We start from the raw sequence: 15,947 nt of genomic DNA, 5'->3' as shown, positions 1-15,947 counted from the left end.
TTTAATGAGAATCGTTATAAAAAAGTCCTTGTCTGTGAACAAGGACCCTATGTTACAAATATTGTTTTGCTACTTCCAAATCACCGTCATAGGCGGCCTTTTCGCCATTGACAATCTGGTAGGCGTCAGCCCCCTTGCCTGCGATGATGACAGCATCCTTAGGAGAGTTTGTCAGGCTCATGGCTGTGCGAATGGCTTCTTCCCGGTCCAAGATAAAGTCGCTTGGACGGGTCATGTGGGCACGGATTTGTTCAGCAATAGCAGCTGGATCTTCACGGTTGGGGTCATCAGCTGTCAGGATTACCTCAATCTGCGGATAGTCATTGAGTAGCAGACCGAAGTCCTTGCGGCGACTTTCTCCCTTGTTACCAGGAGCTCCCAGAATCAAGATGACCTTGCCTGTCTGGTGTTCCAAGACGACATCAATTAGCTTCTTGACACTATCACCGTTGTGGGCATAATCAACGAAGACCTTGGCCCTGTTTTGCTGGGTTAGGACTTCCATACGGCCAGGGACATTGGCTTGGGCAATCCCTGTGTGAATATCTTCCAGACTTGCCCCCAAGCGAAGACAGGCCAGTCCGGCTGCGATGGCATTTTCCTGGTTGAAGCCACCGATTAGCTGGATGTCGTAATGGCCAGCTAATTTGCCAGTCGCTGTGAAGTCAAAACCTGCTGACTGGCTAATCTGGTTTTCAGAAGTCGGCCCATAAAAGTCATGGTCTTTGGAGCTGACTTGGTCTTTCACCACCTCAAAATGATCCATTCCAGCATTGACAATAACCGCTCTGCTATTGTCCATCAAAAGCCGCTTGTGGTAGAAATAGTCCTCAAAGGTCGGGTGCTCGATGGGGCCAATGTGGTCGGGGCTGATGTTGAGGAAGACGCCGACATCAAAGATCAGCCCGTAAACCCGCTTGACCAGATAAGCCTGGCTGGACACCTCCATAATCAAGTGGGTCATGCCGTTTTGGACCGCCTCCGCCATCATGGCAAAGAGATCCAGGCTTTCAGGCGTGGTCAAGGTGGACTTGAAGAAAGTCTTGCCGTCCAGCGTGGTGTTCATGGTCGAAAGCATGGCAGGTTTCTTGCTCTGTTTAAGGATGTTAAAAGCAAAATAAGCCGCCGTTGTCTTACCCTTGGTGCCGGTGAAGGCTAGGAGTTTGAGCTGTTTCTGGGGATGACCATGAAAATCCATGGCAATCAGGCTCATAGCCTGCTTGATGTCGTGGACGATGATAGCAGGAATGCCGACCTCATAGTCGATTTCAGACACGTAAAAAGCCAGCCCAGCCTCGATAGCTTTTTCCAGAAATTCTTTCTTAAAAGCCAAACCCTTGGCAAAAAAGAGGGTTGTTGGGCTAACAGTCCGGCTGTCATAGCTGAGGGCATCAAACTGGACATCCGTCCACGTGCTGTCAGTCTGGTTATTTTGTTTGATATGGCGGAAGTTGTCATCCGCTTTTAAGATGTCTACTACACGTTCAATTTTAATCATGCTTCTATTGTAAACCTATCTAGTGGTTTTTACAAGTCGGGACCTTGTATCGTCATTTAGTTTTTCTTTTATTACTTCGACGAATGAAGAAACTTTGTTTCCTTATTTCCAACTTCAAACACTCCACTGGAGTGTTTGAACTCGCCTTGCCTAACTCCAGTTATGCCTGCGGCTTCTGACGCGAACTTTGTTCGCTTTATTTCCAACCTCCAACTTTCTCCCAGATAGTTGGAGCGAGTACTAAAAGTAAACTAAAAGACTATAAATACAGGCTTTTTGATTGTTAAAATGATTACATGTGACATTTCGTTCTGACGCAAATTTGTGCTATAATAGGAGGGATTGAAAAAGGAGAAGTTTATGTTTTATTCTTATCTACGAACACTATTAACATTCTTGTTGTGGGCCATCAATGGCAATATTCACTATCATGATAGAGAGAAGATTTTGCCACAGGAGGAAAATTATATTCTTATCGCTCCGCACAAAACCTTCTGGGATCCAGTCTTTCTTGGCTACGCAGCTGCTCCTAAGCAGTTCATCTTTATGGCTAAAAAAGAACTCTTCAAGGACCGTGGGTTTGGCTGGTGGATTTCAAAATGTGGAGCCTTTCCGATTGACCGTGAAAATCCTGGTATGGCAGCCATCAAGTATCCAGTTAACATGTTGAAAAAAAGTGACCGTTCGCTGGTCATGTTTCCTTCAGGAAGCCGTCATTCATCTGAGCTCAAAGGTGGTGTGGCGGTCATTGCCAAGTCAGCCAAGGTCAAACTCATGCCAGCTACCTATGTGGGTCCCATGACTATCAAGGGGCTCTTAGCTGGTGAGCGAATCGATGTGGCTTTTGGAAATCCTATCGATGTTTCGGACATCAAGCGTATGGATGATGCAGGTACAGCAGAAGTAACTAGCCGAATCGAGGCTGAGTTCAAACGCTTAGATGACCATGCGGCATCCTTCCAAACCAAGAAAAAGCCAAATATCTTGACTTATATCTATCGTATCCCAGTTCTTTTGCTGGTTGCTCTTATCTTGGGATTGACCTATGCCTTTAGCTATATCGCCAGCTTCTTCTGGCAACCAAGTACTCAGTTGGATAAAAAATAAGTAAATGAAACTCGCAGCTTGCGGGTTTTTTGTATTTTTTGCGAACTATATAGGTGGAGGTAATTTATGGATACGATTAAAACTTATATTGAAATGCTTAAAGAATACAAGTGGCAGATTGCTCTGCCAGCACTTGCAGGTTTGCTTCTGACGACATTCTTAATATTCAGCCAACCAGCCAAGTCTGATCACACAGGACTACCAGATTTTCCACAGCTAGAGCAAACTTCTAATAGCTCTGAGTTGATCGAGGAAACCAGTACAGAAGTAAGTGAGGAGCCCAGCCAGCTGGTCGTTGATGTCAAAGGAGCGGTAGCAAAGCCAGGACTCTACACTTTAGAAGCTGGTGCGCGTGTCAATGATGCGGTGGAGGCAGCTGGTGGCTTGACCAGTCAGGCAGACCCCAAGTCTATCAATCTGGCTCAGAAGCTCAGCGACGAAGCGGTGGTCTATGTGGCCAGCAAGGATGAAAATGTCTCAGTGGTTGCCAGCACGACTGCCAGCTCTGCTATGTCCCAAGAAGAAAAAAACACCAGTCTAGTCAATCTCAATGCGGCGACCGAGGCTGACCTGCAGACCATTTCGGGCATCGGTGCCAAGCGGGCAGCGGACATTATTGCCTACCGTGAGGCCAACGGTGGCTTCAAGTCGGTGGACGACCTCAACAATGTTTCGGGCATCGGCGACAAGACCATGGAAAGCATCCGGCCTTATGTCACGGTTGAGTAAGCTCCCCTGCCAGCCCATTCACCTGGCAATCTTGGCGGTGGCGGCCTACTTTGCAGTCCATTCTTTTTCCCTCTTGACAATAGGCCTGCTGAGTTTGTTGTTGCTGGTCTTTGGGTTTCGGCAAGGTAAGACAGTTTTCCTCAGAACGCTGCCGCTTCTAGCCCTGTGTGGTCTGTTTTTCGGATGCCAGAAAGTCCAATGGGAGCGGGCAGCCCAATCAGCCCCAGAGCAAGTAACGGCTGTGCAGGTCATTCCAGATACCATTGATATTAACGGGGACAGCCTGTCCTTTCGGGGTCGGGCTGATGGACAAACCTATCAGGTTTTCTACAAATTAGCCAGTCAGGAGGAGCAGGCTTATTTTCAAAAACTGACAGGTTTGGTCCAGCTAGAAGTGGAAGCAGAAGTCAGCCGGCCAGCTGGTCAGCGGAATTTCAAGGGCTTTGACTATCAGGCTTACCTGAAAACACAGGGCATTTATTGGACAGTCAAGATTACGGCAATCAAGAAGATTGTCCCAGTCCAGTCTTGGAATGTTTTTGACTGGCTGTCAAGCTGGCGGAGGCAGGCCTTGGTCTATATCAAAACCAATTTTCCAGCACCCATGAGCCACTACATGACAGGGCTCTTGTTTGGGGACTTGGACAGCGAGTTTGACCAGATGAGCGACCTCTATTCTAGTCTGGGTATCATTCATCTCTTCGCCCTGTCGGGTATGCAGGTGGGCTTTTTCATCGATAAGTTTCGTTGGATTTTGTTGCGTTTGGGCTTGACCAAGGAAACGGTGGATAAGTTGCAGATTCCCTTCTCCCTTGTCTATGCTGGTTTGACAGGCTTTTCGGTGTCAGTGGTGCGATCGCTGGTCCAGAAAATTCTGGGCAATATGGGCTTGCGGAAGTTGGATAATTTTGCGGTGACGGTCTTTGTCTGTCTGCTGATGCTGCCCCGATTTTTACTGACAGCAGGAGGAATGCTGACTTTTACCTATGCTTTCTTGCTGACGGTCTTTGATTTTGAGGACTTGGGGCAGGTCAAAAAGGCTGCGGTGGAAAGTCTTAGTATTTCTCTTGGAATTTTGCCGGTGCTTATGAGCTATTTCTATGCCTTTCAGCCCTTGTCCATTCTCCTGACCTTCGCCTTTTCTTTTGTCTTTGATGTCCTGCTTTTGCCAGGCTTGTCGGTCATTTTTCTCCTGTCGCCAGTTGTCAAGGTAACCTGGGTCAACGGATTTTTTGTCTTTATGGAAAAAATCATTGTCTGGGTGGCGGATTTGGGCTTTCGGCCTTGGATACTGGGCAAGCCGTCTGGGCTGGTTCTCTTGCTTTTGCTGGTCAGCCTGTTCTTACTTTACGATTTCCACAGGAAAAAGAAATGGTTCCTAGGACTGAGCCTGGTCCTCGCTCTGCTATTTTTCACGACCAAACACCCGCTGGAAAATGAGGTGACGGTGGTGGACATCGGGCAGGGGGACAGCATCTTTTTGCGGGATATGCGGGGGCGGACGGTTCTGATTGATGTGGGCGGTCGGGTTGATTTTGCGGCCAAGGAGGAGTGGCAGGAGCGGTCTTCACAGGCAAATGCAGAGCGGACCTTGATTCCCTATCTGCATAGTCGGGGTGTGGACAGGATTGATAGTTTGGTCCTGACCCATACCGATGCGGACCATGTGGGCGATGTGCTGGAAGTGGCTAAGCAGGTCCAGATTGGTCGGATTTACGTGTCGCCAGGAAGCCTGACGGTGCCTGACTTTGTAGCAACCTTGAAAGCAATCAATGTCCCTGTTCATGTGGTGGCGGTGGGCGACCGCTTGCCGATTTTTGACTCCTATCTGGAGGTCCTCTATCCAGACGGGACAGGCGACGGTGGCAATAATGATTCCATTGTCCTTTACGGTCGCTTGCTGGAAACCAATTTCCTCTTTACAGGGGACTTGGAGCAAGGGGAGCTGGATTTGGTAGAAAGCTATCCGCAGCTACCTGTTGATGTCCTCAAAGCTGGTCACCACGGCTCCCAAGGTTCTTCCTATCCTGAATTTCTAGACCATATCGGAGCCAAGATTGCCCTGGTATCAGCAGGAGAAAACAACCGCTACAAGCACCCTCACCAAGAAACCTTGGACCGCTTTGACAGTCGAAATATCCAAGTCTATCGCACCGACCAGCAAGGAGCTATCCGCTTCCGAGGTTGGAAGGAGTGGAGGATTGAAACGGTGAGGGAGTAGATTTTGGTAGTAAGCTATATAATTATGGTTTGTTTAGTTGAGGCTGGGCAAAAAGCCCAGGACCACTACTCAGAGTTCGTGTCAACATCTCAGCGCAGTGGTTGATTGGCAGATTTGTTCGTGTTTTGTACTCCAAATCTGGCCTAATCAACTATGCGGGGGTGGGAAGACGAACTCTTTTTATCTTGGTCGAGTTCTTTCCCACTCCCATTTTCTTGTTTTGGTGAGATTGCTAGCGTTTTCTTTGCATTTCATTCTTTTTACTTATATAATTGTAGTGTATTTTTTATTTGGCTCAAAAGGAGACTATATTTTAATGAATTTAAATTTTTTACAAAAGAAGCACCATTTTGGTATACGTAAGTTTTCCATCGGTGTCGTGTCAGTTGCTCTGGCCATTAGCTTTAGCGTCCTTGGAGGGCAGGTTGCGGCTGCGCGAGAGGTAAGTCAAGTGCCTACTAGTAGTCAACAAACTAGTCAGTCAGTAACAGATGAGCCAAGTCAAGTGCAAATTACTAATGAAACAGTTCATCAAACTGCGGAAATAGTGGGGACGGAGTTATTAGCAACAGTTCCCGCAGAGACTTTGTCTCCAGTAGCTCAGTCTACACAAACTGATTCAATCGTCTCACAGACCCCAGTTACCCAAGAAAATCAATCAACAACACTCGATCAAGAAAAGGCAAACTCAGTTCAACCCCTGTCGGAAGCGAAAGTCAGTGAACCTAGTATAGCGACAGAAAGTCCTCAAACAGTTGTTGCAAACCCAAGCCAATCAGCAGTAGAGCCAGCTACAACAGCTCAGGTAGCAGAAACAGCAACAGTAGAATCTGCTCCGACTGACCAGCTAGCAAAAGAAGTAGTCCAACCCGTACTTCGTTCAGTATCCATGGCTCGTAGTGTAGCTGCCAATGAAGTTGCTAAATTGCCACTAGATGACCAAGGGGAGCTTATGACCTCCGTCAATGGAAAAACAGTTCAGCAGTTTCAAGTGGTTTATTCGGATGGTAGTAGTCAGATAGTCCCTGCGACGACTCAGCCGACGACAAGCCAGACCAGAGAGGCAGTTGCGCAGCAGGTTGCTTCGCTGAAAAATGATTTTGCGGCTGTGACCTATGACTCACTCTATCCTTACTTGGGCCATCAAGAAAGTTTTCTTGAAAAAAATGCTCTAGAGACGGCCATTCGGAAGGAAAATGGGGGAAATGCTCTGTCAGCCGACCAGCTGCAGTCTCTCAAGCAGACAGCTTATATGGATATGCTGGATATGAGGGAGAGTTTTGAGCGAGTAAAGGCTAAGATTGAAACGAGTCTGACGGGTATTTTTGAGAAATCAAGCCAAGTCAATGTAGAGGATATCCGTCGTAATAAGGAGAAGATTTTAGCAGGTCTTTCCTATCTGGATCGTCAATATTCCTTTGAATTTGGTCAACATCAGGCCCAAGATTTAATCTTGTATCACCCTCAGGTTTTTGGTGGTGGCGGGAGTCCTCTTGGAACTCTTACTATCTTGAATACCCTGACCTATCGTGATTTGACCTTGGGACAGTCAGCGACTACTTACCAAACCAAACTAGCTCCAATTACAAATCAAGCTGATATTTTCTCCTTTGTGGAGAAGGGAGTTAGCCTTTTTGAGCCAAGTAAAACAGGGGAGCAATGGTTTAAGGAGACCAGTAAGGCTCATCTGGCAGAGTCCCAATCTCCTTACGGCGATTCTTCACTCTATCAGAAATTAAAGAGCAATGCACGTCTAAATAACCACCTCATTCCTCTCCTGACCCTACCTAGTGATCTCATATATGCCATTAGCACTTCAAACACAGTCAACTACGGTTTGACGGAATCCTATGTTCGACCAGGTGACCAGACCGGCTTGGCAATATTTAAAGCTAACTTACAATCCTATGCTGATGACCAGGAAAGCTTTTTGAAATTCTGGCATCGTATCAGTCAGAACAAGGATATTCTAGCCAATCATGAAACCATTATTGTGATTGATAGTCCGCAGAAACTAGGGACAGCTACTCAGCGCGTTCAAGAACTTTATTCACCAAAATATGGTTCAAGTGTTTTAGAAGGGGTCGAGAAATTTATCAGACCGCTCAACCTTTATGCCAACTTTTTACAAGCTGATGGTCAGGCCAATGGAAAGACTTCTATTAACCTCTTCTTGAAAAAATCCCTGTCTGAGGCAGGTCAGTCTGTCTATACCCATGAATTGACCCATATGTTTGATAAGAACGTTTGGTTAAATGGCTATGATAGACGAGCTAGCCAGTTACAAGAAGTTTTTGCCAGAGGAATGTTTGAGTCTATGGATGTTGCCAAAACACCCTATCAAGACCCGAGCTTTATTATCAATACCGCCTTTCGCATGGGAGACAATCGGACACAAAATGCTAGTCCAGACCGTTTCCAAACAAGTGATGACCTCAAGACCTATATGCAGGGTATCTTGGACGTCTTGTACACTTTAGACTACGCAGAAGCTCAGTCTATCTTGGGTCAGATACCTGAAGACAGGGCGGTCCTACTTAATCAGCTGAGCCTTGTCGCAAGTGCCAATGGTGGTCAGACAGATCAATCTCAACCGATTTCGAGAGATTTAGCAGCAGGTTTGCAATCTGTCCATGATTTTGTAGATAATCAATTGATTTCCGGTCGCTACAAGTTTGATGGTCTCAATACCACAGGAATAGCTCGAACCAATTCTTACTACACCATTCCTCTCTTTGAGCCTATCTATGCAGGTCTGCAAAACAATGCAGGAACAGTAGGTGATATTAGCTTTAGAAGAAATGCCTATGATATTCTAGGAGAATGTGGTTATGAAAAAGGAATGGTAGCCTATGTTTCTGGCCAGCATGCCAATGATCAGGCAGCTTTGAATGCCATTATGCCAGAATATGGAGGAGACCTAGCAACCTTTAAGAAAGCTATGTTTGACCGTCGCATCGCCAAGGTTACCGAACTAAAATCCACTAGTGTAGCCAGCGATTTCGCTGCTATTCAGAGTTTGATGGATGCAGCCATTGCCAAAGATTTGCAACAGATGAAACTTAATGCAACCAACAAGGCAGCCTTGTCAACCAGAGTTTCAGCTGTTCAAGAATTGAAAAAGAGCATCTTCCAGGCTTATTTGAAGGATACAGATGACTTCCGTTCAAGTATTTATCAAGAAGTTCAGGCGCGTGACCTGTATGTCACTCAGGGAGATGAGCAATCCAGAGACGGTCAAGGAACAGAAAGTAATCCATATCATAGCTTGACTTATGCACTTTCTCAAGCTAGGGATGGTGATACCATCAAATTGGTAAGTGATGTTCAACATCGTCAAGAAACGCCTTTCCTTATCAATAAGGCGGTCACAATTGATGGTCAAGGGCATCGCCTCACCTTCCGAGGTCCAAATGTAGAATTGGGTAATGATGTAACCTTTGCCAACATGACGCTGAATATGATTGTAGATGCCAGTCAACAAGCAACGCTCTATGCCAATGGTTACCATTTGACCTTTGATAGAGTTTCTACAACCATAAGTCAAGCTCAAAGCAATCTCCGTCCAAGCCTGGTTGCCGGCTCTCGTACGGGCGATCCAGCAGGAAGCCGTGGGCAAATTACTATTACCAACGGAAGTTCAGATACACGATTTAACACAATCTACGCAGGAAATGCAGATTCAGCAAGCAGCATTCCTGTGACAATTTCAATCCTGTCGGATTTTGTCAATGCCGATCAAGGTATTAAACTGTCAGGTGTTAATGGGGAGCTTGTTGAGGGACCAGTGTCTGTTATTTCAAAATCTAGTAGTTTGAAATCAATTGACGGTAATGGTAGTTTGGATAATAAGGTTACGATTGACACTGCACGCATTCACGGATTGAATGTACAAAATATCCAAACTTTAGAATTGGTCAATAAGGCAGATGTTAGTTTAGCCAGTCAGGTATCTGAGATTTCAACAGGTGTAGAACTTGCAACTGGCACGCAGTTGATCATTGCCAATGATCCAGTAACTCTGGGAAATCTATCTGGTCAAGGAAAAGTCATTGTCCCAGCTACAGCTAGCCTAGCAGTAACAGGTAGCATTGAAGGTACTGTTGAAGTTCTTGTTAGAGGATTTGAGCATAATCTAAGTCCTCATGTTGATAAGGTATTCGTGACTGCTGAAGGTGGCTTTGCAGATACTATTCGAATTGCCTTGGAAAACCAATCGGACCGTTTTAGCTTGAGCAATGAGGGAATTTCCTATCGTTTAACAGAGCCGACTCAGACACCACAGAACCTCCAAATCAACCTTCGTTTCAAAGAAGGTGAAACAGTAGTCAAAGAAGAAAACTTGACCTTGCAAGTAGGTTCCTCTGTGACAGATTTGGTAGCACGTTTGCCTCAACCAGCCCAAGGACATTATGAAATTGCATCAAGTTTTGACCAGACTCAATTGAACAACCTGCAAATATCTCAGACAATTGAGATTCCATTGGAATTAATCACCCCTGCCCTACCAGTTAAAGTATTCGATAAAACTGCGGTTACAGGTCTTGAATTGGTGACCCCACCGACTAAGACAGACTATCGTCCAGCTGAAACAGTGGAATTGGCAGGTCTTCAAGTGAAGCTAGTGGACAATCAAGGTCTATCCAAAACCATCACTCCAGACCAATTCAAGGAGTACGGTGTGGAAGTGGTGCCTGTCACCCTGACCCCACAAGTTACTAGTCTGCAACTCCGTAAGGACACTCATGAGGTGGCTATTCCAATTCAGGTTATCCCATGGAAAGCAGATGTTTATTCGGTTACTGTCGGAGATAAGTATGTCTATGAAACAGATGACGATTTGACTGCGGTGGGAACTGCTATTTTGGCCAAGGTTCAGGTTGATGCCCAGGCAGGTCCTGTTGAAAGGAGTCTTGTAAATCCTCTTCCCACAACCCTTGGTGAACATACTATTCCAGTCCTTGTTCGATTTGATGACGGCAGTCAGGAGCAGGTATTTGTTCAAGTGATTGTCCAGAAAACAGAAAATGGCAAGGGAGTCACTCATGAATTGCCAGTCGGTGTTCTTCCAAAATCCGATCTCTATCAAGCTCAGGTTACAGGTTCCGCCCAAGCCCTTCCAACTAGCACTAGTGAAGTAATCACGGCTGAAATCTTGAAGCAAATCAGTCTTCCGACCGCAGCCGGTCAAGTTGATTTTGAAGTTGTAGGCTCACTGCCACAGTCCAGCGGTGATTATTCTATTACCGTTCGAGTGGTTTATGATGATCGTAGTCAAGAAGAAGTCGCCGTTCCTCTTCATATTCTCTTTGTAGAAAATGGCAAGGGCGTCAAACATGAACTGCCAGTCGGTGTTCTTCCAAAATCCGATCTCTATCAAGCTCAGGTTACAGGAACAGCCCAAGTTCTTCCAACTAGCACTAGTGAAGCAACTGCGGCTGAAATATTGAAGCAAATCAGTCTTCCGACCGCAGCCGGTCAAGTTGATTTTGAAGTTGTAGGTTCACTACCACATTCCAGCGGTGATTATTCTATTATCGTTCGAGTGGTTTATGATGATCGTAGTCAAGAAGAAGTCGCCGTTCCTCTTCATATTCTCTTTGTAGAAAATGGCAAGGGCGTCAAACATGAACTGCCAGTCGGTGTTCTTCCCCCGCTAGAAGTAGCTAAAGGAACTTTTGTGGTTTCAGAGAAAGGGACAGGAGAAAATAGTCCAAAGCCAGCCGCAAAAGAAATGGCAGTCCCTGTGAGTGCTGTTGAACAGAAACAATTGTCTAATAGGCAGTTACCTGAAACAGGAGACAAGAATGATCTTGTCCTGGTTGGCTTAATGCTTGCACTCTTTAATCTGGTCTTTTTGAAGCATGGTAAGAAATCTCATCATTCTCTTTATAGAGGAGATGAGAAATAGTAGCAATGAATCCCAGTTTCGACTGAGTATTCATTCCCTTAAATACTACGAATCGAATTCTATCCTAATTTTGAAGGCAGAAGCTAAATGTATTAGTTTCTGCCCTTTTTTATAATTGATAGAAGAATTGATACTTTTCAAAAATCAAAAACAAACCTTGCTAGCTGAAAACAAAAGTTCTATTCGCACATGTCGAAACGAACTGTTCGTTTTAGCTCCAACTTCGAAATGATTCCCCGACCATTGAAAACGGTTTGGTTTTGATTTTAATTGAGTATGACTAATCTATTTTTATTAATGAGTTTGTTTTCTATTTTTATTTCAACATGGTATAATTTATTAAGAATTAGAGGTATACATGTTAGTTATTGAACAGATTGAAAAATTAAAAAAAGAGAAATTAGAGCTTCTGACCGTTTTATGCGGTGAAGACATCGGACAATACCAAATAGCGAAAGACTTACTTCTGAGGAAGCTTGATTTTGATGCGGCAGATTTAGGTTTTGCCTATTTTGATATGTCGGAGGCTGATTATCATCAGGTAGATTTGGACTTAGTTTCTCTTCCTTTCTTTTCAGATGAAAAAATAGTGATTCTTGATTATTTTGCAGATTTAACGACAGATAAAAAACGGCATTTGACGGATGATGAACTCAAACAGTTTGAGGCCTATTTGGAAAATCCTGTCGAAACAACACGTTTGGTCATTCTAGCACCGGGTAAGTTGGACAGTAAGCGTCGTCTGGTCAAACTCCTCAAACGAGATGGACTAGTATTAGAAGCCAATCCCCTGAAGGAGCTGGATTTGAAAAATCATTTCCAGAAAGAGATACTGCATCTTGGATTGCAGATGGGAGGAGAGGTTTTTCAATATCTTTTAGAAAAGTCCAATTTTGATTTTGCAGAAATCAGTAAGAATCTGGCCTTTCTTCAATCTTATAAGGGTAAAGAGACGATTGAAATTTCAGATATTGATGCGGCTATCCCCAAAACACTACAAGATAATATCTTTGATTTAACACAGTTAATTCTACAATCCAAGGTAGACGAGGCTCGCAACTTAGTTCGTGACTTGCGGTTACAAGGGGAGGAAGAGGTTAAGTTGATTGCCATCATGTTAACCCAATTTCGAACCTATCTACAGGTGCAAATACTACTAGAGCAAGGCCGAGGGGAACAGCAGATAGTAGCTGAGTTATCAACTATTATGGGGCGTAAGGTGAATCCATACCAAGTAAAGTATGCTTTGCGTGATTCACGCCATCTGTCCATTGGATTTTTGAAAAAAGTCGTCAAGCTCCTAATCGATACAGATTTTCAAATTAAAACAGGCCAATTTGATAAGGATTATTTATTTGATTTGGCATTATTAAAAATTGCGACCACATAGTAAAAAGAGTATTTTTAGACCGAGGGTCAACCGTAGTTTCAGACAAATAAATTGAAAAGGCTCTCACATTGGAGTAGAATAGAACTATCACTTAGTATAGGAGAAAACGAAAATGGCAATTATTTTACCAGACCTTCCATACGCATACGATGCCTTGGAACCACATATTGATGCAGAAACAATGACCCTTCACCACGATAAGCACCATGCGACTTATGTTGCAAATGCGAATGCTGCCCTTGAAAAACACCCTGAAATTGGCGAAGACTTGGTAGCTCTTTTGTCAGATGTGGAGCAAATTCCAGCTGACATCCGCCAAGCTTTGATCAACAACGGTGGTGGTCATTTGAACCATGCTCTTTTCTGGGAATTGCTTTCACCTGAAAAAACAGAAATTTCAGCAGAATTGGCAGCAGACATTGATGCAACTTTTGGTTCATTTGATGCTTTCAAAGAAGCCTTCACTGCAGCAGCAACAACTCGTTTCGGTTCAGGTTGGGCTTTCTTGGTTGTTAATAAAGAAGGCAAGTTGGAAGTTATCTCAACTGCTAACCAAGACACACCAATCATGCAAGGTTTGAAACCAATTTTGGCATTGGATGTTTGGGAACATGCTTACTACCTTAACTACCGCAATGTCCGTCCAAACTACATCAAAGCCTTCTTTGAAGTAATCAACTGGGACAAGGTTAACGAACTTTATAAGGCAGCTAAATAAGAACAGTTCTCTTCCGTTTGGAAGAGATTTTTTAGTTGCGAAGAGTACTTTGGAGAGAATTGTGTAAGGAAAGAGGGGTGATTTTTCGTATTATGGATAAAAATAACAAGATATTTTCAGAAAAATGATGTAAAAGTAAGAATAAACGAATATTTTTATAATTTTTTGTTATAAATGACTGATTTAATATTGAAAAGCCGTAAGAAAAGGATTATTATAGATATGTCAATATGACAAAAAATAGAAGGAGCATTGATTTGCTTATGAAAAAGAATATTCGGTTGAAAAGCAGTGTACTAGCTCTTGTAGCTGGTTTTAGTGTCATTACAACACAGGCTGTTTTAGCAGATGAATTAGCTGTCCAAATTATGGGAGTTAATGATTTCCATGGTGCGCTTGATACGACAGGGACAGCGCGATTGGAGGGGGAAACAGTTCGGAATGCAGGAACTGCCGCCTTGCTTGATGCTTACATGGATGATTCGCAAGCAGAATTTGAAGAAACAGCAGCAGAAACAGAAACACCTGCAGAGTCTATCCGTGTTCAAGCCGGAGATATGGTTGGTGCAAGTCCATCGAATTCTGGACTTTTACAAGATGAACCAACTGTAAAAGTCTTTAACAAAATGGATGTTGAATATGGTACTTTGGGGAACCATGAATTTGATGAGGGACTTGATGAGTATAACCGTATCATGACTGGTGAAGCTCCGAAAGAAGGTCAGTTTAATGAGATTGTAGATAATTATACTCATGAAGCTGCCAAACAGGAGATTGTTATCGCTAACGTTATTGACAAAGAGACGGGTGAAATTCCGTATGGCTGGAAACCATATGCTATTAAGACTATTCCTGTAAATGATAAAGAAGCAAATATTGGCTTTATTGGTGTAGTTACGACAGAAATTCCTAATCTTGTTTTGAAGAAAAACTATGAGCAGTACACTTTTTTGAATGAGGCAGAAACGATTGCTAAATATGCGCGTGAGTTAGCTGAAAAAGGTGTAAATGCGATAGTTGTACTGGCTCACGTCCCAGCTACAAGTAAGGATGGTGTGGCTGCTGGTGAAGCTGCAGATATGATTGCTAAGCTAAATGAAATCTATCCTGAACACTCAGTTGACCTTGTGTTTGCCGGTCACAACCATGTCTATACAAACGGTACAACAGGAAAAACCTTGATTGTACAAGCTACCTCACAAGGTAAGGCTTATGCAGATGTTAGAGCTGTTTATGATACAGATATTGCCGACTTTAAAGCTGTTCCGACTGCGAAAATTATTGCAGTGGCACCAGGGCAGAAAACACCAAGTTCAGAAATTCAGGCGATTGTAGACGAAGCAAATACCATTGTTAAAAAAGTAACAGAGCAAAAAATTGGTACGGCTAGTCAAGCGACAGATATTTCTCGCGAGGTAAATGAATTTAAAGAAAGTGCTGTGGGCAATTTAGTAACATCGGCTCAATTAGCTATTGCTAAGAAATCAGGTTATGATGTTGACTTTGCAATGACCAACAATGGCGGGATTCGGGCAGATTTGAAGGTCCAAGAGGATGGAACCGTTACTTGGGGAGCAGCACAGGCTGTTCAACCATTTGGGAATATCCTACAAGTCGTTCAAATGACAGGTGAACAGATTTATACAGCTTTAAATCAACAATACGATGAAGGCGAAAAATATTTCCTTCAAATGTCTGGAATCAAATATATCTACACGAAAGCAGATAATCCAACGGAAGAAAATCCTTACAAGGTTGTTAAAGCCTTCAAAGAAGATGGAACAGAGATTGTTCCGACAGAAACCTATACACTTGTCATCAATGACTTCCTATTTGGTGGTGGGGATGGTTTCTCGATTTTCAAAGAAGCTAAGCTGATTGGCGCTATCAATCTAGATACAGAAGTATTTGTGGAGTATTTGACTGATTTAGAAAAAGCAGGTCAAACGATTAGTGCAACTATTACAGGTAGAAAAGCATTTGTCGAGGAGTATGTAGAAGAACCAAAAGCAGAAGAAAAAGGAGATACTGCTGGGACAACTACCGATACGAAAACACCTGAAAAAGCAAGCGACGGTGGCGATAGTGTAGCAAATCAGAAAGCAAACGAGCAACCGGCACCATCTGGAAGTGTAGCTCCTATTTCAAATAAGAAAGCTGAAAAAGCATCAGGAAATCAAACACTTCCAAATACCGGTCAAGAAGCCCTAGGCTCACTTCTTATTAGCTTGGGTGGCTTAGTTTCACTCGGAATGGCTGTCTCAATGAGACGTAAGGAAGAGGAATAATTTTTAGATTAGATAACAGATTCAGTAATATTTATATGCAAAAAGTCAGGGTGGTTTGTCCTGGCTTTTTAATTTCATTCATGCT

Annotated in this window: 8 protein-coding genes; 7 read left to right on the top strand and 1 reads right to left on the bottom strand. The window is 43.8% G+C overall.

Translation table 11 applies throughout. From position 1 onward, the window contains the following. Window positions 1–52 precede the first annotated feature (52 nt). Window positions 53–1,498: a UDP-N-acetylmuramoyl-L-alanyl-D-glutamate--L-lysine ligase gene (locus ODU46_RS01125; protein WP_398579091.1), complete on the bottom strand. Its 1,446-nt coding sequence runs from the start codon at window positions 1,496–1,498 to the stop codon at window positions 53–55. Between the two features lie 360 nt (window positions 1,499–1,858). Here ODU46_RS01125 and ODU46_RS01120 point away from each other — a divergent pair, with 360 nt between their 5' ends. The 7 genes from ODU46_RS01120 to ODU46_RS01090 all read left to right on the top strand — a co-directional run bounded on the left by ODU46_RS01120 (window position 1,859) and on the right by ODU46_RS01090 (window position 15,862). Beyond that, the gene (locus tag ODU46_RS01120) at window positions 1,859–2,605 is read left to right on the top strand and encodes a 1-acyl-sn-glycerol-3-phosphate acyltransferase (protein WP_024407568.1); all 747 of its coding nucleotides are present in this window, start codon (window positions 1,859–1,861) and stop codon (window positions 2,603–2,605) included. Between the two features lie 66 nt (window positions 2,606–2,671). Continuing rightward, on the top strand, window positions 2,672–3,334 hold the full coding sequence (locus ODU46_RS01115) for a helix-hairpin-helix domain-containing protein (protein ID WP_398579090.1): 663 nt from the start codon (window positions 2,672–2,674) through the stop codon (window positions 3,332–3,334). Next, complete coding sequence (locus ODU46_RS01110; RefSeq protein ID WP_398579089.1) at window positions 3,318–5,555, top strand: DNA internalization-related competence protein ComEC/Rec2; 2,238 nt, start codon at window positions 3,318–3,320, stop codon at window positions 5,553–5,555. Before ODU46_RS01115 ends, ODU46_RS01110 begins: the two co-directional genes overlap by 17 nt. A 316-nt stretch (window positions 5,556–5,871) precedes the next feature. After that, window positions 5,872–11,466: a ZmpA/ZmpB/ZmpC family metallo-endopeptidase gene (locus ODU46_RS01105; RefSeq protein WP_398579088.1), complete on the top strand. Its 5,595-nt coding sequence runs from the start codon at window positions 5,872–5,874 to the stop codon at window positions 11,464–11,466. A 358-nt stretch (window positions 11,467–11,824) separates the two neighbouring features. Then, window positions 11,825–12,856, top strand: a complete 1,032-nt coding sequence (gene holA / locus ODU46_RS01100) for a DNA polymerase III subunit delta (RefSeq protein ID WP_172076129.1) — start codon at window positions 11,825–11,827, stop codon at window positions 12,854–12,856. Window positions 12,857–12,968: 112 nt separating this feature from the next. Then, on the top strand, window positions 12,969–13,574 hold the full coding sequence (sodA, locus tag ODU46_RS01095) for a superoxide dismutase SodA (protein WP_013730459.1): 606 nt from the start codon (window positions 12,969–12,971) through the stop codon (window positions 13,572–13,574). 263 nt (window positions 13,575–13,837) lie between these two features. Continuing rightward, window positions 13,838–15,862: a bifunctional metallophosphatase/5'-nucleotidase gene (locus ODU46_RS01090; protein WP_398579087.1), complete on the top strand. Its 2,025-nt coding sequence runs from the start codon at window positions 13,838–13,840 to the stop codon at window positions 15,860–15,862. Window positions 15,863–15,947: the final 85 nt, after the last annotated feature.

It is taken from the genome of Streptococcus sp. 2020WUSS089 (assembly GCF_044427405.1).
Classification (GTDB): Bacteria; Bacillota; Bacilli; order Lactobacillales; family Streptococcaceae; genus Streptococcus; species Streptococcus hashimotonensis.
This window is presented reverse-complemented; position numbering and strand designations above follow the sequence as displayed.